At 35.4% G+C, this 23,707-nt stretch carries 26 protein-coding genes and 1 tRNA gene; 15 read left to right on the forward strand and 12 right to left on the reverse strand.

From position 1 onward, the window contains the following. Window positions 1–246: 246 nt before the first annotated feature. Complete coding sequence (gene tnpC / locus ACU1LP_RS13110) at window positions 247–1,611, reverse strand: IS66 family transposase (RefSeq protein WP_445733637.1); 1,365 nt, start codon at window positions 1,609–1,611, stop codon at window positions 247–249. A 181-nt stretch (window positions 1,612–1,792) separates the two neighbouring features. Here tnpC and ACU1LP_RS13115 point away from each other — a divergent pair, with 181 nt between their 5' ends. After that, a complete protein-coding gene (locus ACU1LP_RS13115) occupies window positions 1,793–2,152 on the forward strand; it encodes a hypothetical protein (RefSeq protein ID WP_445733636.1) in 360 nt (119 codons plus the stop codon). Here ACU1LP_RS13115 and ACU1LP_RS13120 read toward each other — a convergent pair. Then, entirely contained in the window at window positions 2,128–2,826 is a 699-nt protein-coding gene (locus ACU1LP_RS13120; protein WP_445733635.1) for a class I SAM-dependent methyltransferase, read from the reverse strand. The two genes, ACU1LP_RS13115 and ACU1LP_RS13120, sit on opposite strands and share 25 nt — an antisense overlap. 90 nt (window positions 2,827–2,916) lie before the next feature. Here ACU1LP_RS13120 and ACU1LP_RS13125 point away from each other — a divergent pair, with 90 nt between their 5' ends. The 5 genes from ACU1LP_RS13125 to ACU1LP_RS13145 all read left to right on the forward strand — a co-directional run bounded on the left by ACU1LP_RS13125 (window position 2,917) and on the right by ACU1LP_RS13145 (window position 6,604). Continuing rightward, the gene (locus ACU1LP_RS13125) at window positions 2,917–3,411 is read left to right on the forward strand and encodes a YkgJ family cysteine cluster protein (RefSeq protein WP_445731614.1); all 495 of its coding nucleotides are present in this window, start codon (window positions 2,917–2,919) and stop codon (window positions 3,409–3,411) included. A 161-nt stretch (window positions 3,412–3,572) separates the two neighbouring features. Continuing rightward, window positions 3,573–4,400, forward strand: coding sequence for a sterol desaturase family protein (locus ACU1LP_RS13130; RefSeq protein WP_445733634.1), 828 nt, complete (start codon window positions 3,573–3,575; stop codon window positions 4,398–4,400). A 179-nt stretch (window positions 4,401–4,579) separates the two neighbouring features. Next, window positions 4,580–5,512 carry a peptidylprolyl isomerase gene (locus ACU1LP_RS13135; RefSeq protein WP_445733633.1) on the forward strand — a complete coding sequence of 311 codons (933 nt, stop codon included), beginning with the start codon at window positions 4,580–4,582 and terminating at the stop codon, window positions 5,510–5,512. Between the two features lie 57 nt (window positions 5,513–5,569). Continuing rightward, complete coding sequence (locus ACU1LP_RS13140; RefSeq protein ID WP_445731617.1) at window positions 5,570–6,115, forward strand: YfiT family bacillithiol transferase; 546 nt, start codon at window positions 5,570–5,572, stop codon at window positions 6,113–6,115. Between the two features lie 6 nt (window positions 6,116–6,121). After that, window positions 6,122–6,604, forward strand: coding sequence for a GNAT family N-acetyltransferase (locus tag ACU1LP_RS13145; protein WP_445733632.1), 483 nt, complete (start codon window positions 6,122–6,124; stop codon window positions 6,602–6,604). A gap of 67 nt (window positions 6,605–6,671) precedes the next feature. Here ACU1LP_RS13145 and ACU1LP_RS13150 read toward each other — a convergent pair whose 3' ends face one another. After that, the gene (locus tag ACU1LP_RS13150; RefSeq protein WP_445733631.1) at window positions 6,672–7,229 is read right to left on the reverse strand and encodes a thioredoxin family protein; all 558 of its coding nucleotides are present in this window, start codon (window positions 7,227–7,229) and stop codon (window positions 6,672–6,674) included. 455 nt (window positions 7,230–7,684) lie between these two features. Between ACU1LP_RS13150 and ACU1LP_RS13155 the strand changes: the two genes are divergently transcribed. Further along, on the forward strand, window positions 7,685–8,020 hold the full coding sequence (locus ACU1LP_RS13155) for a tRNA-binding protein (protein WP_445734698.1): 336 nt from the start codon (window positions 7,685–7,687) through the stop codon (window positions 8,018–8,020). A gap of 54 nt (window positions 8,021–8,074) precedes the next feature. Here ACU1LP_RS13155 and ACU1LP_RS13160 read toward each other — a convergent pair whose 3' ends face one another. Then, window positions 8,075–8,461 (reverse strand): PUR family DNA/RNA-binding protein, encoded by a 387-nt coding sequence (locus tag ACU1LP_RS13160; RefSeq protein WP_445734699.1) that lies wholly within the window; start codon window positions 8,459–8,461, stop codon window positions 8,075–8,077. A 143-nt stretch (window positions 8,462–8,604) separates the two neighbouring features. Further along, a complete protein-coding gene (locus tag ACU1LP_RS13165; protein WP_445734700.1) occupies window positions 8,605–10,368 on the reverse strand; it encodes an ABC transporter ATP-binding protein in 1,764 nt (587 codons plus the stop codon). Window positions 10,369–11,038: 670 nt separating this feature from the next. On the opposite strand from ACU1LP_RS13165, the gene nusB reads away from it, so the two are divergent. The 7 genes from nusB (at window position 11,039) to proB (ending at window position 15,905) form a co-directional block, all read left to right on the forward strand. Further along, window positions 11,039–11,983 carry a transcription antitermination factor NusB gene (gene nusB, locus ACU1LP_RS13170; protein ID WP_445735016.1) on the forward strand — a complete coding sequence of 315 codons (945 nt, stop codon included), beginning with the start codon at window positions 11,039–11,041 and terminating at the stop codon, window positions 11,981–11,983. Between the two features lie 243 nt (window positions 11,984–12,226). Then, complete coding sequence (locus tag ACU1LP_RS13175; protein ID WP_445736468.1) at window positions 12,227–12,694, forward strand: DUF1573 domain-containing protein; 468 nt, start codon at window positions 12,227–12,229, stop codon at window positions 12,692–12,694. A 20-nt stretch (window positions 12,695–12,714) separates the two neighbouring features. Next, window positions 12,715–13,002 carry a preprotein translocase subunit YajC gene (gene yajC, locus ACU1LP_RS13180; protein ID WP_445734308.1) on the forward strand — a complete coding sequence of 96 codons (288 nt, stop codon included), beginning with the start codon at window positions 12,715–12,717 and terminating at the stop codon, window positions 13,000–13,002. Between the two features lie 627 nt (window positions 13,003–13,629). Next, window positions 13,630–14,067 carry a GNAT family N-acetyltransferase gene (locus ACU1LP_RS13185; RefSeq protein WP_445736469.1) on the forward strand — a complete coding sequence of 146 codons (438 nt, stop codon included), beginning with the start codon at window positions 13,630–13,632 and terminating at the stop codon, window positions 14,065–14,067. A gap of 43 nt (window positions 14,068–14,110) precedes the next feature. Next, complete coding sequence (locus tag ACU1LP_RS13190) at window positions 14,111–14,302, forward strand: hypothetical protein (RefSeq protein WP_445734306.1); 192 nt, start codon at window positions 14,111–14,113, stop codon at window positions 14,300–14,302. A 23-nt stretch (window positions 14,303–14,325) separates the two neighbouring features. Continuing rightward, entirely contained in the window at window positions 14,326–15,132 is an 807-nt protein-coding gene (proC, locus tag ACU1LP_RS13195) for a pyrroline-5-carboxylate reductase (protein ID WP_445734305.1), read from the forward strand. 2 nt (window positions 15,133–15,134) lie between these two features. After that, window positions 15,135–15,905, forward strand: coding sequence for a glutamate 5-kinase (gene proB, locus ACU1LP_RS13200; RefSeq protein ID WP_445734304.1), 771 nt, complete (start codon window positions 15,135–15,137; stop codon window positions 15,903–15,905). Window positions 15,906–16,134: 229 nt separating this feature from the next. Here the strand turns inward: proB and ACU1LP_RS13205 are convergent, their stop codons facing one another. From ACU1LP_RS13205 to ACU1LP_RS13235, 7 genes are all read right to left on the reverse strand, one after another. Next, on the reverse strand, window positions 16,135–16,731 hold the full coding sequence (locus ACU1LP_RS13205; RefSeq protein WP_445734303.1) for a YdeI/OmpD-associated family protein: 597 nt from the start codon (window positions 16,729–16,731) through the stop codon (window positions 16,135–16,137). 18 nt (window positions 16,732–16,749) lie between these two features. Beyond that, complete coding sequence (locus tag ACU1LP_RS13210) at window positions 16,750–18,159, reverse strand: methylmalonyl-CoA mutase subunit beta (protein ID WP_445734302.1); 1,410 nt, start codon at window positions 18,157–18,159, stop codon at window positions 16,750–16,752. Next, entirely contained in the window at window positions 18,152–18,475 is a 324-nt protein-coding gene (locus ACU1LP_RS13215) for an FtsB family cell division protein (RefSeq protein WP_445734301.1), read from the reverse strand. Before ACU1LP_RS13215 ends, ACU1LP_RS13210 begins: the two co-directional genes overlap by 8 nt. Beyond that, complete coding sequence (udk, locus tag ACU1LP_RS13220) at window positions 18,462–19,082, reverse strand: uridine kinase (RefSeq protein WP_445734300.1); 621 nt, start codon at window positions 19,080–19,082, stop codon at window positions 18,462–18,464. Before udk ends, ACU1LP_RS13215 begins: the two co-directional genes overlap by 14 nt. 66 nt (window positions 19,083–19,148) lie before the next feature. Next, window positions 19,149–19,544, reverse strand: coding sequence for a c-type cytochrome (locus ACU1LP_RS13225; protein ID WP_445734299.1), 396 nt, complete (start codon window positions 19,542–19,544; stop codon window positions 19,149–19,151). Window positions 19,545–19,703: 159 nt separating this feature from the next. Further along, entirely contained in the window at window positions 19,704–20,834 is a 1,131-nt protein-coding gene (locus tag ACU1LP_RS13230; RefSeq protein WP_445736470.1) for a PQQ-dependent sugar dehydrogenase, read from the reverse strand. Between the two features lie 10 nt (window positions 20,835–20,844). Continuing rightward, the gene (locus ACU1LP_RS13235; protein WP_445736471.1) at window positions 20,845–23,130 is read right to left on the reverse strand and encodes a TonB-dependent receptor family protein; all 2,286 of its coding nucleotides are present in this window, start codon (window positions 23,128–23,130) and stop codon (window positions 20,845–20,847) included. Window positions 23,131–23,451: 321 nt separating this feature from the next. Here ACU1LP_RS13235 and ACU1LP_RS13240 point away from each other — a divergent pair. Beyond that, window positions 23,452–23,526 (forward strand) — tRNA-Pro (locus ACU1LP_RS13240). The last annotated feature ends 181 nt before the right edge of the window (window positions 23,527–23,707 follow it).

Below are 23,707 nucleotides of genomic sequence, written 5' to 3' on the forward strand. Positions count from 1 at the left end.
CTATTAATGAAATAAAGTTGATAAAATGAAGAATTATATTTTTACAGCTATTTTGGTTTTTATATCAATATTGGCTCATTCACAGTATAAAGATTGGTGTTCTTCAGAAATTTTTTTGAAAGATGGTACAAAATTAAGTGGAAAGGCTAGATTAACTATGATTGAATCTAAATTTGGATTTCCAATTCCTATCGTTTCAGAAGAATATTTACGATATATTAACTTTAAAATTAAACAAAAAAGTAACTATTCAGCCTTTAATATAGCAATAGTTTTAAAAGCGTCCAATACGTTTTGCCCATTTTTAATGCAGGTGTCTGTTACCGAACGGATGACCGCATAGATCTGGGCGCCATTTTCAGTTTTGAACTGGCCCGATACTTTTTGTTTCACTTTCACATTTCTAATGGCTCTTTCCGAAGCATTATTGTCAGGGGGCACATGGAAATGATGGAGAAAGGCAAGAATATATGCTTTGTGCTTTATCATTCGTTTATGGAACGCGCGCAGTTTCTTTTGGTTCTCAGGAAGTGGGCTTTCCAACAGATCTTCCAAAGCGGTTTTTATTTTGTCTCTTTCTAATATTGGGTTTTTATAGTGTTCTTGGTCCAGGTTTTTCTTGAGTTCAAGGGCTTGATACAGTACCCTTTTGAAGTTCGTGGCCCAATTGGATTCAAAGCGCTGTTCAAGGAATATGAGTTCTCTCAATAAATGTGCAATGCACAGTTGGTGCGTTCTGCATTGGGACTGGAAATGGCTTGCCCAACAATCATGGACCAGGACCGCATCCTGGAAACCTTGGGGAAAGTTAGTGCCGATAGTGGCCGTGCCCCTGTTTTTTGAAAACACCACATAGGTAACTGACTTGCCTTGCCAGGTCCAGAACCAACCTTTTTTGCCGTTTACCTTAATGCCCGTTTCATCCGCGCCGACAACTTTTCCGTTCGATACTTTTTCAGCGATCAGATCATAGGCAGGCCGTGATTTTAAAGCAAAGCCGTTCAAGAGATTGCAAATTGTACCTTGTGAAATGGGCAGGTTGCAAACATCTTTGAAAAATTCGCCCATTCTCTCGAAAGGCAGGTATTGGCGCGTATGCATATAGGCGATCGTAGCTTGGACATTGGCGCCATAGCTTATCGCCGTTCTTATGTTTTCCGGAAAAACGGACTTGTTCCGGTGCCCGCAAGAACACGTTTTACTGAAAATTCGGTGCTCTGTATATTTTGGGTAAATGACCGGAATATCGACCACCTGTCTTTTTAACAGGAACTCCTCTGGCCTGTCGGATAGGTCGTTTCCGCAACAATTACAAAAACCAGGCTTATGGTCGATGATCTGGTCTGGGCTCCCGGCCATTTTTAGCGTAGTGCCTTCGTGCCCTGGCTGCCCACCAGCTTTTTTGCCGGATCTGGTGCGCAGGCTCTGGTTTTTTAAAGGCCTGTTTTCATCTTTGGAGGGCGGGACTGAACTATTGCGGCTGTTCTTCGGGTTCTCGTACCCGGCAAGGCGCTCCTCAAGCTCTGAGATCCGTAGCCGAAACGCCCCGTTCTCTTTCTCGAGCACGTCCAAACGGGCCGTTAGCCCCACTATAAGTTCCCTGTCGGTCAAACCTTTTCTTTTCCCGAAAGATCCGAAATAGATCCATAGGATCCAAATTTGGGGCCACTTTTTTTTATTGTTTTTGGGCTATTGGGAAGATTGATGTCAATCTCAATATAGAACCTGAATAGTTACACAAAAAAAAAGTACAGAATTTACTCCTCAAGAAGTTGAAAAAATCATTTTCGACTTGGATTATAAAGAAAAAGGAAAAAGGGTAAAAAGACAAGCAACATACATCCCAATAATTAAAAGTGAAAATAAAAATAAATTAGGTTTTGCTGAACTTATTATAGACGGAACAGTCAAATTGGTTAAAAGAACTGTATCCAATTCTAATAGAAATAGCGTTTTTGAGGAATCGTTACTTATGCGAAATAATGAAGAAGCAATTATTTTTAATTATGTAGAATTAAAGTCATTTAAAAAGCGAGCTTCAGAGTATTTTAGTGATTGCTCTAGTTTGGTGTCAAAAATTGAGGATGAAAAGTATAACCGTAAGGATTTGGAAGATTTAGTGAATTATTACAATGCTAATTGCGCCAAATAGTCAAAATGCTCCCCGTTCAAAACCAATTCACAGTTCAATCCAACCGTATCACAAGCAAGTTTCAACGTATCAAAATCTAAATATAGCCATTTCATAGGTACTTCTTTTTCATCTTTATAACTTAAAAAATAATCGAGTTCGCCATGGTAGTTGGAGTGTGCATCCATCCAAAAACCACCATCTTCATCTTCATACATATATTTAATGTCGGAAGAATCGATTAAAATCTGTCCGCTAGGTTTTAATAAGCTTTTTAAATGTGTTAAGTATTTTGAAACCTGAACAAGTTCCTGAAAAATACCGGTACCATTCATCAATAATAAAATGGTATCATAGGTGTCAGTTTCATCTAAAATGTTTTTTACTTCAGCATGTATAACCCCACGGTTTTTAGCCACTTCAATAGCACCTTTCGATATATCGATGGCTTTTACTTGAAATCCTTTTTCCTGTAAATACAAACTATGGCTACCGGCACCACAACCGACATCTAAAATAGTTCCCTTTACTAATTTTAGAGCTTTTTGTTCTAGTTTGGGCATCTCCTTAAAACCTCGGAATAAATAGGGCAGAGGCAATTCATCTTCATCAGAAATATTTGTAGATGTAATAATATCTTCGGAATAATTCCCGTTATGGTAATCCAATAAAGCTTTTCCGAAAAGGTCTTTCAAAATAAAAAGTTTAGAGTTTAAAAAAGTTTCAGGTTTAAAAGTTATATTTTTGATGCTCCATTCGGGAATCTAAAACTTGAAACAAATAACTTGGAACAAATCATTAGCAATCTTCCAAAGCTCGCCAAAGATAAGCATAACGAGAACAAAAAATTCTTCGCGAAGCTAAAAAGTAAACCGCCCAAAAATCTGGATTATGTGATGCAAGAATTGCATGGAGCGGAGTTTAAAAAAACGGATTGCTTAACATGTGCCAATTGCTGTAAAACCACTGGGCCATTATTTACCGATAAAGATGTGGAGCGTATTGCGAAACATTTTAAAATGAAAACGCAGCAATTTATCAACCAATATTTGCAGATTGATGAAGATAACGATTATGTATTGAAAAGTGTGCCCTGTACCTTTTTAGGAGCCGATAACTATTGCTCCATTTATGAAGTACGGCCTAAAGCGTGCCGTGAGTTCCCACATACCAATAGAAAAAAGTTTCAGCAAATTTCTAATTTAACTTTAAAGAATGTGGCTATTTGTCCCGCAGCATTTAATATAGTTGAGGACATGAAGAAACGGATTAAGGGTTAGTTTTCAGTCGCAGTCGCAGTCGCAGTCGCAGTCACAGTTTTCAGTCTCAGTTTTCAGTATTTTTATTCGCTTTGCGCCTCGCGGCTTTGCGAGATAATTTTAAGACGCTTTGCGCCTCCTAGACGAGAAATAATTTTATTATATTTAGAAAAAATATCCCTTTGGAAACCCTTTTAAATTATTTTGAAACCATTCCGTCATCACACCGCGCCTTCATCATTGTTGGTGGTTTAACTTTCTTTTGGCTGTTAGAGGGTATCGTGCCTTTAGTTGGTTTCAAATACAAAAAATGGAAGCATGCCATTCCTAATTTATTCTTTACATTAACCACTATTCTTATCAATCTGCCGTTGGCATTTTTGTTTTTAAAATCATCAGATTGGGTAATGGCCAATAATTTTGGAATCCTTAATTGGTTACCTACTATGCCTATATGGTTGTACGCATTCGTGGGCATCTTTTTAATAGACCTGATTGGGGCTTATTTGCCGCATTTGATAGAACATAAAGTAAAACCACTTTGGATGGTTCATTTAGTGCATCATTCCGACCATAATGTAGATACCACTACAGCCAATAGGCACCATCCGATAGAAAGTCTCATCCGATACATTTTTACACTTTCAGGAATATTTATAATCGGTACGCCCATAGCACTGGTTATTCTCTACCAATCGTTATCGGTGGTGGCTACCCAATTTAACCATGCCAATATTAAACTGCCTAAAAAAATCGATACATGTATAAGTTATGTACTCGTGTCCCCCGATATGCACAAAGTACACCATCATTACAAAATACCATATACCGATTCCAACTACGGAAATATTTTTTCGGTGTGGGATAGATTGTTTGGTACCTATATGGAATTAGATACAGATAAAATTATATATGGTGTAGATGTATTTCCTGATGAAAAAGAAAATAGCAACATTAAAGATTTGTTGAAGCAACCCTTTCAAAAGTATAAAAAACCGACTTCCATTTGAGTGCGTTCAGTTTCTAAATCAATAACCGAAACTATTTATTTGTTAGAAAATTTCTCTGTGAATTTCAGCAAAAACTAAAATCCCCACTTTAAAATAATTGCATTGGTCAAAAAACCGTAAATCGTAAATCGTAATCCGTAAATCATTCTTATCTTTGCCCTTTCTTAAAAATTAGAACAATGCAAGACGGATTATACGCAAAATTCAACACAACTAAAGGAGCCATTTTAGTTGCTTTAGAATTCAAAAAAACACCAGGAACAGTTGGTCACTTCGTAGCTTTAGCCGAAGGAAACTTAGAAAATAAAGTAAAACCTCAAGGCACGCCTTATTATGATGGTTTAAAATTCCATAGAGTTATTCCAGATTTTATGATTCAAGGAGGTTGTCCTCAGGGAACTGGTTCCGGTAATCCAGGGTATCAATTTGATGATGAATTTCATCCAGATTTAAAGCATGATGGTCCAGGTGTATTGTCTATGGCGAATGCGGGTCCTGGTACCAATGGAAGTCAGTTTTTTATAACACACATTGAAACGCCTTGGTTGGATAATAACCATACCGTTTTTGGAAAAGTGATAGAAGGTCAAAATGTGGTGGATGCCATTGCACAAGGTGATAAAATTGAAACTTTAGAGATTGTAAGGGTTGGTGCAGAAGCTGAAGCTTTTAAAGCAGTTGAAGCTTTTAGGACTTTTGAAGGTTCCAGAGAAAAAAAAATAGCAGAAACCAAAAAAGCTGCCGAAGCGGAATTGGATAAATTGGCGACAGGATTTAGCAAAACCGAAAGCGGATTGCGTTACCAAATTATCCAAAAGGGAAGTGGAGCTAAAGCCGAAAAAGGTAAAAACGTATCAGTACATTATAAAGGGCAATTAGCTGACGGAACGGTGTTTGATTCATCATACAAACGCAATGAACCCATCGATTTTCCATTAGGAGTTGGTCAAGTAATTTCAGGTTGGGATGAAGGCATTCAGTTATTAAAAGTGGGTGATAAAGCACGTTTTGTAATACCAAGCCATTTAGGATACGGAAGTAGAGGTGCTGGCGGCGTTATTCCACCAGATGCGACGTTGATTTTTGATGTAGAATTAATGAATGTTAAGTAATTTTCAATAAAATATATTTTTTAAGCCACTTCATTGTGGCTTTTTTTATATTTACATATGACAGAGCAGGAATTACAAAAACTTAGATATCCTATTGGGAAGTTCGATTGTCCCAATAATATTTCATCACAACACATTGAAAGTTGGATTTCAATTCTAGAACATTTCCCAAATCGATTGGAGAATCTGGTCAAAAATTTGACCGATGACCAATTAGAAACTCCCTACAGACCAGAAGGTTGGACCGTTAGGCAAGTGATTCATCATCTATCTGATAGTCACCACCACAGCTATGCACGATTCAAATGGGCTTTAACCGAAGACAAGCCAGTTATTAAAGCCTATTACGAAGATAGGTGGGCAGATTTGTTCGATTCTAAAATAGCACCCATTGAGATGTCTTTGCTTCATTTAAAAGCCATTCATGCAAAATTGGTTTATTTGTTAAAGGGGTTGCATGAAAATGATTTGGATACCTGTTTCATCCATCCTGAAACACAAAGTGAAGTCGTTTTGAAAACGAACATCGGGCTTTATGCATGGCATAGCAATCACCATTATACACATATTGAGAATTTGTTGAAACGTAATAACTGGGTTTAGAACATTATGATGAGACTGGTAACTGTTGAAGATGCGCAACAAATTGTGGATATTTACAATTATTATGTAATGAATTCTATCGTTACATTAGATTTGGTTCCATTTTCGGTAAAAGATTTTGAAGAGAAAATAAAAACCATTTCTAATGATTTTCCCTTTATAGTTTATGAAGTGAATAACGAAGTATGGGGTTATGCTTATGCCAACACCTTTAGAACAAAACCTGCCTACAAAAACACCGTAGAGCTAACCGTTTATATAAAACATACAGAATTAGGGAAACAAATTGGCAAAAAATTGTATTCAGAATTATTGCTTCAGCTTAAAAATCAAAATTACCATGTAGTTATTGGTGGGTTAACATTGCCTAATGATGCCAGCGTAAAACTTCATGAAAACTTTGGTTTTGAAAAAGTGGCCCATTTTAAGGAAGTAGGCTATAAATTTGACAAGTGGCACGATGTAGGTTTTTGGCAATTGACTTTTTAATTCCTGTGAAGACAGGAATCTCTTGTTAAAAATATTTAAAACATGGATTTTTGTCTAAACACCTTAATTAACTTTTCCACTTAATATTACACCCAATACTAGGTTTTTGAAGAGTGCTGTTTTCTTTATTTTCAAGCAAACAATCTAAAGCATGTCTTAAATCATTTCCGGTGACTGGTTTGCCATTTCCTGGTCTGGAATCATCCAACTGCCCTCTATAAACTAATTTTAAATCTTTATCAAACACATATATATCTGGTGTGCATGCAGCATCATACGTTTTGGCAACTTCTTGACTTTCATCATATAAATAAGGAAATGGATACTGCTCGTTTTTAGCATGAATCGCCATGTTTTCTGGCCCATCTTGCGGATAATTAATGGCATCATTACTGGAAATGGCAATAAAACCAATCCCTTTTTTATGGTATGTATTGGCTATGGCAACCAATTCTTTATTCACATGGATTACAAAAGGGCAGTGATTGCATATAAACATAATAACCGTACCGTTTTTACCTTTTGCGGATTTTAGGGTTACAAGCGTATTGCCATTAGTATCAGGTAATTTAAAAAAAGGAGCTTTTGTTCCCAAAGGAAGCATATTTGAAGGAGTACGTGCCATGATTAAAAGTTTTACTCAAAGTTCGGGATTATTTATATTTTTGAAAAAGGAAATAGAGGTTAATATTTATTGATGCTTAGAAGTAGACACGAATGCACGAATAATTTTTCAGAATACTCTAGACAAATGCTTGTAGGGAACTTTAGATTCTTTGTGAAACTTCATTAAGTACATGACAAAATTTTAAATAATAAGTTCAAATCATTAAAAATGAGCTCCTTAATAATTCCTCCCCTTTTTTTAAGGGGAGGTGCCGATAGGCGGAGGGGTTAACGATAGAAGCTATTTAAATATCAACGAACTGTTTTTGTCATGTACTAAAGAAACTTCATTTAAAACTTTGTGAACCTTTGTGGAATAGCTATGACACAAAATACACAAAGGAAGACACAAAAACCACAAAGTGAAATTACAGTAAATAAATTGTTCATTAAGAGTGGCTAAAAAAAAGAAATATGAATAACCAAATAACTTTTGAAGATTTTACTAAAGTAGATTTACGTGTAGGAACTATTATTGAAGTAAACGAGTTCCCTGAAGCAAGACATCCTGCCTATCAATTAACCATTGATTTTGGAGATTTGGGCATTAAAAAATCGTCGGCACAAATTACTACGCTTTATAAAAAGGAAGATTTGTTGCAAAAACAAATAGTAGCAATCATCAACTTCCCAAAAAAGCAAATTGCTAATTTTATGAGCGAATGTTTGGTTCTGGGGGCTGTAAATGGTAAAGATGTTACCCTTTTGAACCCAGAAACGAAAGTTAAGAACGGGAGTGTTATTAGCTAAAAAAAACCGCTACTTTTCAGTAACGGTTTCCAAATAATTTATTGTTATTGGATATTAAATATCGTCAAATTCAATATCCGTGAAACTTTCAGTAGATGTTTTTGAATCGTCTTCACCATTTAAATCTTCAGTGTCATAATCCTTTTTAAAATCTTTTTGATGACGCTCGCTTATTACTTCATCGCCTTTTTCATCAATAATGTAATCGGTCATTTCACCTAAAATTTCTCTAAACTCGTTAAAGTCTTCTTTGTAGATATAAATTTTGTGCTTTTTATAATGAAAAGACCCATCATCGTTGGTAAACTTTTTGCTCTCGGTAATGGTTAAATAATAGTCGTCTGCTTTAGTAGATCTTACATCAAAAAAATAGGTGCGTCTCCCAGCTCTCAATACTTTAGAAAAAATCTCCTCTTTCTCCATCATGTCATTATTGTTCATAGTTATATAGAAATTTATTAAGTTCTCAATTTATACCAAAAATCTAAAAAAAACCGCAACTAACCAACATTTTATGAGATTACTTTTTTCAATGCCCATATTTATTGCATTAAATGCAAGCTATTCTACTTAAAACAAACCCATTAACTTTTATTGGAACCCGTTTCGCTTAATTGTTTTAAATAAAGATGTTTGTAATAGCCTTCAACATTTATAAGCGTTTCGTGGGTGCCTTCCTGGACTATTTTCCCGTTATCCAAAACAATGATTTTATGGGCATTTTTAGCGGATGAAACCCTGTGGCTCACAATAATGGAGGTTTTTCCTTTGGTGATTTTAAATAGGTTTTTCAGTATTTTTTCTTCTGTTTCAGTATCGACTGCCGATAAACAATCATCGAACAATAAAATCTTTGGCGACTTTATAATAGCCCGTGCAATGGAAACCCGCTGTTTTTGTCCGCCAGAAAGCGTGATGCCCCGTTCGCCTAAAATAGTATCATAGCCATTGTTAAACTTGACAATATTTTTATGCACTTGAGCATTTTTTGCGGCTTCAATAACTTCGTCATCGGTGGCGTTGTTCTTCCCGTATTTGATATTGTTTTTTATGGTATCAGAAAATAAAAAAGCATCTTGTGGCACATAGCCAATGCTGTTTCTTAAATCGTTTAAATTATGCTGATGAATGGGGGTATCGTTTATGATGATCGCCCCACTTTTAATATCATAAAGACGCCCAATTAAATCTAAAACAGTCGATTTACCCGAACCGGTTTTTCCTAAAATGGCCAAAGTTTCGCCTTCTTTAATATTGAAACTTACACCGTTTAACGCTTGGATATTCGTATCGTCATAAGTAAAATATACGTCATTAAAAGCAATATCACCCGTAATTTCGGTATGCGCATTCACTGTATTTTTTATTTCGGGCTCTAATTTCAAAAACTCGTTAATACGTTTTTGCGACGCTTCGGCTTGTTGCACAATAGAGGTTACCCAACCCACCGTGGCTACTGGCCATGTAAGCATATTAACGTAAATAATAAATTCGGCAATGGTGCCCAAACTTTCAATTTCACCATTAATGTATTGCATCCCACCAACATAAATAACCAATAAGTTGCTGGTGCCAATAAGTAAAATCATCATCGGGAAAAACCAAGCCTGTACTCTTGCTAAACTGATTTGTTTTTCCTTGCTTTCGGTAGCCAACGTTGTAAAACTTGATGAGATTTGAGGTTCTATGCCATAGGCTTTAATAACCGAAATGCCACTAAACGATTCTTGGGTATAAGTAGATAATTTCGATAAAAACTGTTGTAAAATGGTACTTCTGTGATGGATTTCCTTGCTCAATTTATAAATAACAATCGATAATATGGGCAAGGGCAAAACCGTATATAAAGCCAATTTAGGGGCTTCGTTAAACATATAAATCAGTGCGATCACAAAAAGCGTAATGGTGTTGATGCTGTACATAATGGCGGGTCCTGCATACATGCGTACGTTGCCAACATCCTCACTTATCCGGTTCATTAAATCGCCCGTTCTGTTCTTCTTGTAAAAATTTAAAGAAAGCTTCTGGTATTGGTCGTAAATTTCATTTTTTAAATCGAATTCAATATAGCGCGATACGTTTATGATGTACTGACGCATAAAAAAAGTAAAAATGGCAGCAATAATTGCAGCGCCAATAATATAGATGATCACTTCGGTCAATTCTGCTTTAATGACCGTTTCCGGAACGCCTCCTTTTAAATATTTTTCAACAACCACAAAAATTTCACGAACAAAACGTGGAGTAAACAATAAAAATAGTCGGGCTATTATGGTAATGGCAGTACCTAATATAAGTTGCTTTTTATATTTTAAGAAGTATTTGTTTAAGTGCTGTAATTCTTTCATTTAAAGCTTTAATAATAAGGGAATGCGTGATAAATTAAGTAAGCAAATATAATTGATTAAAACCACTAATAGAAAAATCTAAAGATTTTTCAGAAATTAGTGAGAATTAGTGAAATTTGTGGCTTAATATTTTTAATGCGTTGCTTTGCCCAAATGCAGATATTGTAACTGTTAAAAAAATACCATAAAATAGGTAAGCGAATCAAGTGTTGAAAGTATTAAAACCCATAAGGATTTAGAATACACTATTAGGGGCGTTAGCCCTAAAATCGTCGTAGATACAAACGTTAATATTAAAAAAGGGGCGTAGCCCTGTTATCTTCGTGAAATTAATAAACATGGCAAACACGTACACAATTATTTAATCATAGATGTCAGGTCTAACGCCCCTAATTCATCTTCATGTCACATTTTGCTAAAAAGACTACAGGGCTAACGCCCCTAAGTCAAACGCGCACTCCAATTTTCAGTCGGCTGAATAGTTACAATATTCTAACCCTTGTTTCGCATAAGTAATAATAAAACAAAAAATATACAGTCACTTTTTAAAATAGTATTATTTTTGCGGCTCGAAATAACTGAACTCGTTTAAATTTTTTAGCCAATTGAAAAAGTTTAAATGAGTTCACTATTTAAATTTTCGCCATATTAATTTAAGTTCCTTGTAATTATGCTAAGCAGAAGACATATCCGTGTAAAAGTAATGCAAACCATGTATGCCTTTAAAGGCGGTGAAAGTGATGACTTTAGTAAAGACCAAAAGTTTTTGCTGTTCAGCATCGATAATATGTACAACTTGTACTTGCTGCTTTTATCGTTGCTGCTTGAAGTTCAAAAAAGAGCGGAAGACGATTTGCTCAAGAAACAGAAAAAGCACCTTGCCACTAAAGAAGATAAAGATCCCAACCGAAAGTTTGTAAACAATGAGATGCTCAAGCTTTTAGCGGATAATTTCCAATTGAAAAATCAGTTGGAAAACCATAATATAACCAATTGGGAATTGGATAGTGGATACGTAGATATTATTTTTAAAGAGATAACAGCCAGTGATTTGTACACCGAATACATGCAAACCAGAACCTCCGATTTCAAACTGGACAAAGATTTTATTGTAGATGTTTTTAAGGATATTATTGCACCAAACGATAAGCTTTACGATTATTTAGAGGATAAAAATTTAACTTGGTTAGATGATTTGCCAACGGTAAACACCACCATTTTAAAATTATTGAGAAAAGCAAAACCAACAGCTTCTGAAGGTTATTTTACGCCAAAACTGTATAAAGACGCTGAAGATAAACAGTTTGCCATCGATTTATTTAAGAAAACACTATTAAATACAACGGCAATCAATAAAGAAATAGAACTTAAAACCCTTAATTGGGATGCCGATCGAATTGCCCAAGTGGACTATGTACTGCTTCAAATGGCAATTTGCGAACTAAAAAGCTTTCCGTCCATACCAGTAAAAGTTACCATTAATGAATATTTAGAAATAGCCAAAGAATATTCAACCCCAAAAAGCAGTATTTTCATTAATGGCATTTTAGATAGGTTGGTTAAAGAATATAAGGACGCCGGAAGCTTAAACAAAGTGGGCCGCGGATTGATGTGATTATGAACTGGTTTAAACTTTTTTCGATTGGCTACAACCAGCCTGCCGGCAGGCAGTTTTTGTCTTTTTAGAATTCCATAACGATGCCATGCAGTTCAAAAAATCCTTCAATTTAGCAAAAAACCTCCATTTTTTGCTCCAAATCAAAAAAGTTTAAACCAGTTCTATGTTAACATCTCAATAAAAGTTTTTAATCGATTAATTAATTGCTATTTTTGCAACTTGAATAAAAAACCGTTTGTAATGAAAAAATTAATATTAATATTAGGATTAGGTGTGCTTAGCTTTATAGCACTTACATCTTGTAAAGAAGATGCCAGTAAAAAAATAGAAGAAGTGAATGTAACCGCGGCAGCTGAAAGAGATGAAAATGCTTCCAAATTTCCTGTAATTGAATTTAATGAAAGAGAACACGATTTTGGAAACATTGAAAAAGGCGTACCAGTTGAAACGACGTTTACCTATAAAAACACAGGGACTGCCCCTTTAGTGGTTACCGATATTAAAAGTTCTTGCGGCTGTACCGTACCACAAGATTGGAGCAGAGAGCCTTTAAAACCTGGCGATTCCAGTAAGTTTTCGGTAACTTTTAACGGAAGTGGCGAAAATAAAATCACTAAAACCATAACCTTAACAGCAAATACCGAAAAAGGTACTGAAGAGGTAAAAATAACAGCATTTGTAAAACCAGCTGCAAACGCAGTAAACTAAATAACTAAAATAAGAAAAAAATGATTGAAGGAATGGGGCAATTGCCCTTTATATTATTATTGTTCGTTGTTGTGTATTTCTTTATGATTGCACCACAAATGAAACGTGCCAAAAAGGAAAAGAAATTTAGCGCTGAAATGAAAAAAGGCGATAAAATAATTACCAAAAGCGGTTTGCATGGTAAAATTTTAGAACTACATGATTCAGATGGCACGTGCATTATTGAAACCATGTCGGGCAAAGTTAAGTTTGAGCGCTCTGCAATCTCTATGGAGTTGAGCACTAAATTAAACACACCGGCTAAGTAGTATAAAACGTGAATTTTTAAAATCAAAGCTTCCATTTTGGAGGCTTTTTTTATTTGTAACAGGGGGTTTGATACCACAAGATTTGCCTTGTTTTTTGGAATTTTAATGGTCTCACATATAGTTAAAACTATGTCTTTAGTGTCTTGCAATTTGGAATCTAAATTTTTTAACCACAAATTCGCAAATTAATTATCACAGTTTTATGTGTTTTTGCAAATTTCACTAAGCAGACTTTCAGTCTGCGAAACAACACTATGAACTTCTAGTCCACAGTGGTTCATTTTTTTGGAATTTGGAATTTTTTTTTTTGGAATTTATATTTTACTAATACATGATCGTTATCTTAACGCCGTTTATTTGCAATCGGGAATGTGTTTTTGTAAATTTGCCGTATGGGAAATAAAATGTACCAAAAACAAAACAGTAGAATATTTAGCTTCAAATTTTTAGTTTTCAGAACACAATCTGATAAATTTATTCCTCCTGCACCAGTTTCTTAATTAATTTTAAGGAAGAAGAAACTAGCTTATCGCCGTTTTTTCGAGTATCATCTGTACTTAATATCTTTTTAATAAAAGGAAAACAAAGTCCTTTCCGTTATTGGATAGGCTAATAACCATTCATTTTATGACTATAAAAACCTTTGACGCCTATTCAAGGCTATCTATTATTGATATAAATCGCTTAACCAATTTTCTTTACGAGCATTCAGGAGACTTTAGAGACGCCAAAAGCGCCATTAGAAAATCGTTGCTGTATGCCAACAAGGATATTGCGGGCTTAGGTGGTTTTGTGTTTGTTTTAGAGCATCAAAATGAAATTCGAGGTGTTTTGGTTGTCAATAAAACAGGAATGAACGAGTACATTCCAGAAAATATATTGGTGTATTTGGCTGTGAATAAAAGCTATAAAGAAAAGGATGTCGCTAAAAAACTGATTGATTATACCGTAGCATATTGTAAAGGTGATATGGCCTTATATGTTAACAAAGAAAATCCAGCACTTAGTTTTTTTGAGGAAAATGGATTTAAATCAAGAAATATAGAAATGCGTTTAACCCGCTAAAAATCAATTGAATTACAGGGTTTTACAAAAATAAAAACAACAAATGGGAATTTTAAAAGTAAAAAGAAAAACAACTTACGAAAAACGTTACAGTTTAAAAATGGGCGAGTTAACCACCAAGGTTACATACGTTAAAAAATACGTGCTTGGAATCCCTTTTAAAACTCTTCATAAATATAGGGAAACCTATTATGGAGAAGTAAAAGACTGTAAAGATTGCATATTATTTATTTAATAATCCACACAAATAGTAACTAAATGAAAGTATTAGTAATAGGCGCAGGGAACATGGGGCTTACCTATGCCGAAGGGATGTCTAAATCAAAATTGCTCAAAAAACGGAACATCATGGTTTTGGATACCTCTGAGGAAAAATTGGAGAAGTTAAATAAAATGGCGCATTTTGATGCCTTTAGCGAATTGAAAGATTGCGTTCCACAAGCAGATATCATTTTTATAGCCGTAAAGCCGTACCATGCTGAAAGTCTGTTTAAAGCCATAAACCCTTTGGTCAATCCGGGCCAAATCATTATTTCCATCATGGCAGGGGTAACCATTGATAACATAAAACTTCTTGCTGGAATCCCTAAAATTGTTAGGGCGATGCCAAATTTGCCGGCCAAAATAGGGAAGGGGCTTACCTCTTTTGTGGCCTCTAAAGATGTTTCAAAAATAGAATTGCTTACCGTTGAAAGTTTGTTGGACACCACAGGGAAATCCATTCAGGTGAGTAATGAAGGCTTAATAGATGCCTCTACAGGAATTTCTGGTAGTGGGCCTGCTTATGTATTTTATTTTATGCAAAGTATGATGGAAGCTGCCCTGCAAATGGGGTTTTCAAAAAACGACTCGACGGTCTTGGTCAGCCAAACCTTTACGGGCGCCATAGAGCTTTTTAACCAATCTAATTTATCGCCCAATTCATGGATGGACATGGTAGCCTCAAAAGGCGGTACCACGCGTGCAGCCCTCGATTCCATGCAAGGTAATAATGTAAATGAATTGATAAAAGATGCTGCATTTGCTGCTTTTAATCGCGCAGTAGAACTAGGAAAAGAACATTGAATATGTATAAACAAAGAATAGTTGTAAAAGTTGGTACAAACGTGATGACCAATAGAGATAACAAAATAGTTAGACCCGTATTAAAAGAATTGGTAAGACAGATAGCTGAATTATATGAAAGGGACATTATAACCATATTGGTATCTTCAGGTTCTGTAATTGCTGGAAAAGAAGTGCTTGGAGCGTCTTCCATAAAAAATAAAACCCAAAAAAGACAAGTGTATTCGGCCATTGGGCAACCACGAATGATGCGTTTGTACTACAATATTTTTCATGATTATGGAATGAAATGTGCCCAGGTACTTCCTACAAAGCGTGATTTTAGTCCGGGTATTCACCGCCAAAATATGATTAATTGTTGTGAAGGCTTGCTCTCTGAAGGCGTGATTCCCATAGCAAATGAAGATGATGCCGTTTCGGTAACCATGTCCATGTTTTCGGATAATGATGAGTTGGCAAGTTTGATAGCACAATTGATTAATGCCGATAAACTTATTATACTAACGGATATTGATGGTGTTTATACAGGGCATCCAGAAGCTGAAAGCAGTGATCTTATCTCGTATATTGAACCTGGCGATAACTTGGAAAAATATATAAAAGACAGTAATAAACGAGAAGGTGAAGGTCGTGGTGGCATGGGGTCCAAATTAGATTTTGCACAACAGGCCGCTGCCAAAAACATTACAACATACATTGCTAACGGAAAGAAAGATAATACCATAATAGATATTATTGACGGTAAAAATGTAGGTACTAAGGTGGCTTTGTAGCTAAGTTGAGAAATATCAAAATAAATTATTAACCAATTGATTTATAGGTAACAATTTCAAATTAAATAGGCTCTTTTATAAAGTGTATTCCCTCCTTGAAGGGTTAGGGAGGTGTGTTTTGAAACGGCTAACACCCCTATAATCCCCTCAAGGGGATAACCGAACGTAATCGTATTGGATATATATTGTCTTCAATCTAATAAGTAATCTTACGCAAAACCCAGGTTGATTAACAGTCTTTATATGTATCGTTCAAGCCGATGCCATTTAAAATCATGGGGATGATTTTTTCAAGCCTACTTGTTTTGGTGGCATCTCTTTTTGCTTCGGCTATATAATCGCAATATTCACGTTGTTTGTAAGGTGATAAGTTTTCAAAACTACTTTTTAGCGATTGGTTTTTTGCAAGTAAGGCTTTTAATTCCAAGGGTATAACCGTTTTCTTTTTGTTTCGGTCTGCTTTTATTTCTTTACCTAATTTTTGATTTTCGATGGCTTCTTTTATGTATGCTAAAACGCTATTTTTATTAATGTCGTCTATAGATTCAAAGCGCATTTGGCGTAACGCTTTTGTTTTTTCATGTGCATTGGACAACAAATTATTTTCATCTTTTAAAAACACGCCATTAAAAAACCAAATACCAAAATGGTTTTTAAAAGCACCTAACCCTAAAACATTTTTACCATGTAAAGAGTAAACAGGGGCGTTCCATTTTACGTTTTCTACAAGTTCTGTTTTGTTGATTATATGGCGCAACAAATTTAAAGCTTCAGCGAAATGAGCGTTTTCCTCAATGTATTCTTCAACGGAACTTATTTTTTTCAACTGTTTTTTTATCTTATGTTATTGGTTTTCATTCTTCAATCTATTTTGCTCTAATTTTTCAGCTAACCGTTTTTCCAAAATAGGTTCTAAGAGCGTTTTTCTCTGATTGGTTTTAACAAACGGATAAAGTTCCAACGCATCATTCATTTTTTCATGGGGGTTTGGGTGTTTATTGGAACCCAATAAAATAGCCTCCCCACTATCAAATTGTTGTTGTTCTTTAGCTGCGGATTCTTTTATTTTTCGCTGAATGGTGCCTGCTTTCAATTGATTTAAAAAGCCACCGTTCGCTTCTATATCCTTAAATAAAATCAGTGCTTTTTCAGCCAGTTGATTGGTTAAAGATTCAATATAATAAGTACCATCGGCAGGATTGTTCACCTTGTTAAAATAACTTTCGTGCTTTAAAATCAATAACTGATTGCGGGACATTCGCGTACTGAATGCATTGGTTTTATGGTAAATGGCATCGTAAGGCGAGTTGCAAACAGTATTGGCACCACCCAAAATGGCACTCATGCATTCGGTTGTGGTACGAAGTAAATTAATGTTATAATCGTAAATGGTTTTGTTTCGTTTTGAAGGCGTAGCCATAATATGGCATTCAGGATGAATACCGTAAGTATCAGCCAGTACATTCCAAAGTAGGCGAAGGGCGCGTAATTTTGCTATTTCGAAAAAATAATTGCTACCTACCGAAACGTTGAAAACAATGCAAGATTTGGCAGTAGTATTTTCCTTGAAAGTCGCAAAAGGCACTGGGTCATCAGATATGGCGTCCATATATTCGTTAGCATGTGCCAAAGCATAAGCCAATTGCTGCACCATATTGGCTCCAGCATTTTGATATAATGAAACATCAACGGATAGCGTAGAAACAAGTTGATTTGTGCTATTTGCAATCACATGTCTCAGTATTTTAAAATCGCTGTTTAAATTTTGGAACCAATTGCCATGTCTAGCTAAATTCCCAATAATATCCGTTTGGATATGGATTCCTGCTTTTGATGAAATTCCAGAAAGTTGTTTAATAAACGACTCTGAAAGAAATTGTAATTCAAAATAAAGGGGGGTAATTTCTAAGTCAATATGCTTTATTAGTTCATCTATTGAAACGGTTTCGGAAGGTAAAATGAATTTGATGCTTTCCGCACCTTTTCCAATGGCTTCAATTGCTTTTTTATTTGATTTTTTTACATCTGCCACAAAAATGGCTTGACAGATGCTCCAGGGTGTTGCTTGGGTATTTGAAGGTTCTGGGAATTCTTTAAAATCATCTGAATGATAAAACGGTTTCACGGAAATATCCTCATTGCTTTTCCAGATAAGACGGTCGTTAAAATCGGCTCCCTTTAAATCGAACTGGATCTGTTGTTTCCATTGTTTTGCGGAAACCGAATAGAATCCATCAAACAAACCACTACTCATCTTGTTTATTTTTTAAACTGTCCTCGTATTCTATAATATAAATTTCTTCGCTATCGCGCTTCATATAGTATTCCTCTCGCGCAAACTTTTCCAATCCTTCTTCGGTGCTTAGTTTTTTAAGGGCTTTTTTATCTTTTTCTATTTCTTTTTTATAGTATTCCTTTTCACTTTCCAACGCATCAATATCGGTATTCAGCTCATGGTGGATCAGCCATGAATTGGCATCAAAAAAAAGCATCCAAACGGCAAACACCGCCAAAATAAGGATGAATATATTTTTGAACGGTTTTAATATGTTGCGGTTAAATGGTGCCATTTATAATTTTGTTGTTTATAATGGTGCGGACCATACCAACGGCCACCGTATTGCGCCTATTGTTGGGTATAATAATATCTGCGTACTCTTTCATGGGCTCAATAAATTGGTCGTGCATGGGCTTTAAGGTGTTTTGGTACCGGGTTAACACCTCGTCCAAATCCCTTCCCCTTTCAGAAATATCACGTTTTAGTCGGCGTATCAAACGTTCATCCGTATCGGCATGCACAAATATTTTGATGTCGAACATATCCCGTAATTCCGGATTGGTCAGAATTAAAATACCTTCAACAATCATTACTTTTCTTGGGTGTGTTATAATGGTATCGCCCGTTCTATTGTGTTTAACGAAAGAATAAACGGGTTGGTGTATGGGGATGTTATTTTTTAAATCTTTTAAATGGTTTTCCAACAGTTCAAAGTCTATCGATCTGGGATGGTCGAAATTGATTTTTATACGCTCATCGTAGCTTAAATGGGTGGTGTCCTTATAATAGGAATCTTGCGAAATAACGCCCACTTCGCCTTCTGGAAGTTCGTTAAGTATTTGGTTTACAACAGTAGTTTTGCCACAACCTGTGCCACCGGCAATTCCTATTATAAGCATGGATAGATGTGTTTAATTAAGCTGTACAAAGTTAGTTAAATGTACATCAATTAACAGGAACTACCATTATTTTTTAATTTTTGAAACTTCGGCTTCAGTAACCATTTTGCTGTTTTTATTGCCCCAACTATTATTGATGTAATTCATCACATCGGCCACTTCATTATCACTCAAACCTAACGGCGCCATAAAGCTGTTGTATTTTTTGCCATTAACCACAATTTCGCCATTTTGTCCAAATTTTATCCCTCTAATGCTCGCTTCCCTGTTTTTTAATAAGTAATCTGAATTTGCCAAAGGTGGATATACGCTTTCAACGCCATCGCCATTTGGTAAATGACACGACATGCAAAAATCGGTATATATTCCATGGCCTCTTTCCATACTTTCTTTTAAAGCGTTGTTTTGTGAAAAGCATGATAAGGACATGGTTAATAATGTGGCTAAAATAAATAATTTCATGGTTATGATTTTTAGGGTTTCATAAGATAAAAAGTCAGAAGATAATAAGGTTTATTTAGGTATAAAGACCTCACAGGTTTTAAAAACATAAGAGTTCGTAAGTTGAAAATTTTTGATAAACCGTTCCCCTCCCAAGAGGGGAAAGTTGCGGGTGGTATTTTAATTTTTAGGAATAATTTTCACAATCCCCTTCCCTTCGATACCTGCGTAAATATAGCCATCAGGCCCTTGGCGTACATTTCTAACACGCCCCATGCCTTCCAATAATTTTTCACGCTTTGTAACTTTATTGTTTTCAATAACCAAACGTTCCAAATAACTGAATTTTAAAGAACCCACCAATAAATTCCCTTTCCAATCCGGATACTTATCTGATGTAACAAAGGTCATGCCGCTTGGGGCAATAGAGGGCACCCAATAAAAAAGAGGCTGTTCCATCCCTTCTTTTTCGGTAATGTCGGTAAACGGTGTGCCGTCATAATTGATGCCATAAGATATCACTTGCCATCCATAGTTTTTTCCTTTTTCAATGATGTTTATTTCGTCGCCACCTTTAGGTCCGTGTTCATGTTCCCAAATCTCGCCAGTGTAAGGGTTCTTTACGAGTCCTTGGGGGTTTCTATTGCCATAACTGTAAATGGCTTTTTTTGCATTTGGCACATTAACAAAAGGGTTGTCTTCAGGTATGCTTCCATCATCATGGAGTCTGTATATTTTGCCGCCATCACGAGTAATATCCTGAGCATTTAAGGAGCCTTCCCCACGTTCGCCGATGGAGAAATACAGGTAGCCCTCGTTATCAAATTCTATTCTGGACCCAAAATGCTGTCCTTTAGTAGTGTTGGGACCCGCTTTGTAGAGCAGCTGCTTTTCTGTTAACGTGTTGTTCTTTAGCTTAGCTCGCATAATGGCCGTATTGCCGCCTTCGCCTTCACCTTCCGCGGAAGCGTAAGAAAAGTAAATCCAGCCATTGTTGTTGTAATCTGGATGCAATTCCACATCCATAAAACCTCCTTGTCCACGTACATAAATTTCCGGAACCCCTTCAATATTGGTTTTGATGCCGTTTTTAAAATGGATAAGCTCACCCGATTTTTCGGTAATTAGCATACTTCCATCTGGTAAAAAAGCCAATCCCCAAGGAATATTTATCCCTGGCACCACAATTTCAGTGGTATAGTTTATGGATGTTGGACTTTCTGCCTTTATTTCAGATTCTATTTGTTGGGCACATGAAAGGCATGTAACTAATAAAAGTGCTAAGAATAGAGTTGTCTGTTTCATTTTCATTTTTTTTTGATTAAAAACTATAACTTAATTGAAGTCCTGAATAATAATTTACAGGATTTCCTGGGTAATAATATCTTGGGGCAGTGCCACCAAAACCTGAAGCATTAATCAGGATTTGAGAAGCATAGGCTTCATCAAATATATTATTAATACCTAAATAAACCTTGAAATTTAGCTTTTTGTTAATATTTCTCTGGAATCCAAATTTTAAGTTTGAAAGGTTGTAACTATCGGAAAACAAGGAATTACTGTCATTAATTGGCATACTGCCTACATGTTGAAAGTTGATGTTTCCGAAAACGCCGAAAGCGGATTGGAAATCAATTCCAGCATTAAAAATGTTTTTAGGCACTCCTGTTAAATCGTTTCCTGAATAGTTGTTGGTATCATCAATAAATTCTTTAAACACAAAGTTGTTAAGCGTGTAATTTGTATAGGTGCTAAGGGTATAAGTTTGTTTTTTCAGCCATTGATAATTTAAGGACACTTCCAGCCCATCATGTTGCGTTTTTCCTGCATTTACACCAATAAACTCATCATTCCCAGTTCTTCTGGCAACCAAGAGATTGCGAACATCCAATCTGTATAAAGCCAAATTAAGTTGTAAGCGATTGTTGAAGAAAGATGAACGCGTACCAATTTCAAAATTCCAGCCTGTTTCAGGTTTTATATCCGGATTAATTAAGCCATCTGGTAATAAGGTTTCAGTTGTTGAAGGCGGTGAAAAACCATGGCTGATATTGGAATACAGACTGATATTATCAGTAAACAAGTATGATATTCCGAGTTTTGGGGATACAATGCCTTTAAATTCATAGGAGCCCGATTGGTCAGGATTATCATTCGTAACAAATCGGTCATTTAAAGTATAGGATGTTTTATTGAAATTCAACCCAAAAGAAAGCATCGTTTTTTCAGAAATATGGTAATTGGTTTCGAAAAATATGTTGTAGTAGGTACGTTTTTCTTTTAAATCGAAAAACTTATCACCTTCAACACTACCAGTTCCCGCTGGATATTCTTTATAAAGGTTCTTAAATTTTCTCGATTTGTAGTTGTCTTTAAATAATTCGCCACCAAAGGTCCAATTTAATTTTTTTATAGAACCTAAAATGCGGCTTCTAATGCCGATGGCTGACGTGTTTTCGGTTAAAACATCAAAAGGTCGAGGTTCGTAAGCATCTTTAAACGACGTAAAAACACTCGTTGTTTGTTTTATGTTGCTATTGTATTGATGGTTCCATGAGAGTCCAAAAACGCCACGTTTGGTATCTTCATAACCTTTGGATTGTGCCCACGTAAAAGCGGCTTCCTTGGGGTTGTTTTTATAAGTGTTTTCGTTAATGGAACTTGGAATAAATCCTTTTAAATCTACATAACTCCCCAGAAATGTAATGTCATTTTTGTCGTTTAAAAAATGGTTCGTGTTGATGGTAAAAGTTTGTCGGTTATAGTCATTATTGTCTCTATATCCATCGCTATGGGTATTGCTGTAAATGGCACGAAAACTGTTTTTTTCTGTGCCATGGTTCACATTTACAATACCTTTGATTAATCCAAAAGACCCAAACAATATATCACTTTCAGCACTATTTTGATTTAGATAAGCACTTTGTGGCATTAAATGAATGGTGCCCCCTAAACCGGCACCGTAAATGCTAGAACCAGAACCTTTTATTATTTCTAAACGCGATATAGAACCCAATTCAAAATCTTCAATAGTTGTTTCTCCATTTCCAGATGTTAAAGGAATATCTTGGAAATAAGCTCTTATTTTGGAAGTTCCGTATAAATTTCTGGAGCCAATGCCGCGAATGGTTATTCTGTTGGTATTTAGAGCGCCACTTTGCATAAAAATGCCGGGTGTTCGGTTTAAAATGGGAACTATATCAACGGAATTTCCTCGTTCTATATCGGCAGTCGATATAATTTCACTAGAAGTTATCGACCTTTTTAATTTTTGCGGGATGTTACTCGCATTAATAATAACTTCATTTAATTCCGAAGGATTTATACTTAATTGTATCACATAATATTTATTGCTTTTTAGGTTGATGGTTTTTTTGTTATAGCCTTCTTTTTTAAATGAATAGATGCCAACTTTATTAACTCTAAATACCCCTTGACTGTTTGAAAAGATGGTGTCCTTGGTTTCGGTGTTTATTATTTGCACTTTGGATAATGGTGATTTATTATCGCCATCAATAATTTTCCCTTCTATTAATGACTGGCTAAATGAAGAAAAGCTAAAACCAAAAAGGGTTAAAAAAACAAGAATTATTTTTGAGTAATGCAAAATGTTATATTAAAAATGAAACCTTGGCTAAATTACTATTTTTCATCTTGAAATTTATTTTAAGAAGTAATTTATATTAATTGTCCGTAAAGAATCATAAATTGATAAAGCACATCATTCTGTTCCGAAAGCTTTCGGGATTGTTTCAGAATCTCATAGCACTGTAAATCAATACAATAAAATGAGACTCTAAAATGGATTCCGGGTGGCGTGATAGCCATTTGACAAAAAATGGATATACATTAATTTATTATTTTTTTAAAAAGTATTTACGAAATGAATAAAAAAAGTATATTTGCATCCCGTTAAGGAAAAATTTTACGGGGTGTAGCGTAGCCCGGTTATCGCGCCTGCTTTGGGAGCAGGAGGTCGCAGGTTCGAATCCTGCCACCCCGACGAACCTAGAAATAGGAAGTATCAAAACACTGTTAATTGTATGATTATCAGTGTTTTTTGTTTTTAGGCATTTTGTTTGATGCCAAATAAAAACAAAAAACAACATATAAAAGGTGTGCAATCAGGTGTGCAGTATCTTACCAAAATTGTCGTAAATTTAAAGAGCATTTAAAAGCAATTT

The organism is Mariniflexile sp., assembly GCF_052728615.1.

Coding starts and splice junctions, on each gene's coding strand:
- ACU1LP_RS13135 (WP_445733633.1), top strand. CDS start 4,580: ATGCAAGACGGATTATACGCAAAATTCAACACAACTAAAGGAGCCATT.
- ACU1LP_RS13140 (WP_445731617.1), top strand. CDS start 5,570: ATGACAGAGCAGGAATTACAAAAACTTAGATATCCTATTGGGAAGTTC.
- ACU1LP_RS13145 (WP_445733632.1), top strand. CDS start 6,122: ATGATGAGACTGGTAACTGTTGAAGATGCGCAACAAATTGTGGATATT.
- ACU1LP_RS13150 (WP_445733631.1), bottom strand. CDS start 7,229: ATGGCACGTACTCCTTCAAATATGCTTCCTTTGGGAACAAAAGCTCCT.
- ACU1LP_RS13155 (WP_445734698.1), top strand. CDS start 7,685: ATGAATAACCAAATAACTTTTGAAGATTTTACTAAAGTAGATTTACGT.
- ACU1LP_RS13160 (WP_445734699.1), bottom strand. CDS start 8,461: ATGAACAATAATGACATGATGGAGAAAGAGGAGATTTTTTCTAAAGTA.
- ACU1LP_RS13165 (WP_445734700.1), bottom strand. CDS start 10,368: ATGAAAGAATTACAGCACTTAAACAAATACTTCTTAAAATATAAAAAG.
- nusB (WP_445735016.1), top strand. CDS start 11,039: ATGCTAAGCAGAAGACATATCCGTGTAAAAGTAATGCAAACCATGTAT.
- ACU1LP_RS13175 (WP_445736468.1), top strand. CDS start 12,227: ATGAAAAAATTAATATTAATATTAGGATTAGGTGTGCTTAGCTTTATA.
- yajC (WP_445734308.1), top strand. CDS start 12,715: ATGATTGAAGGAATGGGGCAATTGCCCTTTATATTATTATTGTTCGTT.
- ACU1LP_RS13185 (WP_445736469.1), top strand. CDS start 13,630: ATGACTATAAAAACCTTTGACGCCTATTCAAGGCTATCTATTATTGAT.
- ACU1LP_RS13190 (WP_445734306.1), top strand. CDS start 14,111: ATGGGAATTTTAAAAGTAAAAAGAAAAACAACTTACGAAAAACGTTAC.
- proC (WP_445734305.1), top strand. CDS start 14,326: ATGAAAGTATTAGTAATAGGCGCAGGGAACATGGGGCTTACCTATGCC.
- proB (WP_445734304.1), top strand. CDS start 15,135: ATGTATAAACAAAGAATAGTTGTAAAAGTTGGTACAAACGTGATGACC.
- ACU1LP_RS13210 (WP_445734302.1), bottom strand. CDS start 18,159: ATGAGTAGTGGTTTGTTTGATGGATTCTATTCGGTTTCCGCAAAACAA.
- ACU1LP_RS13215 (WP_445734301.1), bottom strand. CDS start 18,475: ATGGCACCATTTAACCGCAACATATTAAAACCGTTCAAAAATATATTC.
- udk (WP_445734300.1), bottom strand. CDS start 19,082: ATGCTTATAATAGGAATTGCCGGTGGCACAGGTTGTGGCAAAACTACT.
- ACU1LP_RS13225 (WP_445734299.1), bottom strand. CDS start 19,544: ATGAAATTATTTATTTTAGCCACATTATTAACCATGTCCTTATCATGC.
- ACU1LP_RS13230 (WP_445736470.1), bottom strand. CDS start 20,834: ATGAAAATGAAACAGACAACTCTATTCTTAGCACTTTTATTAGTTACA.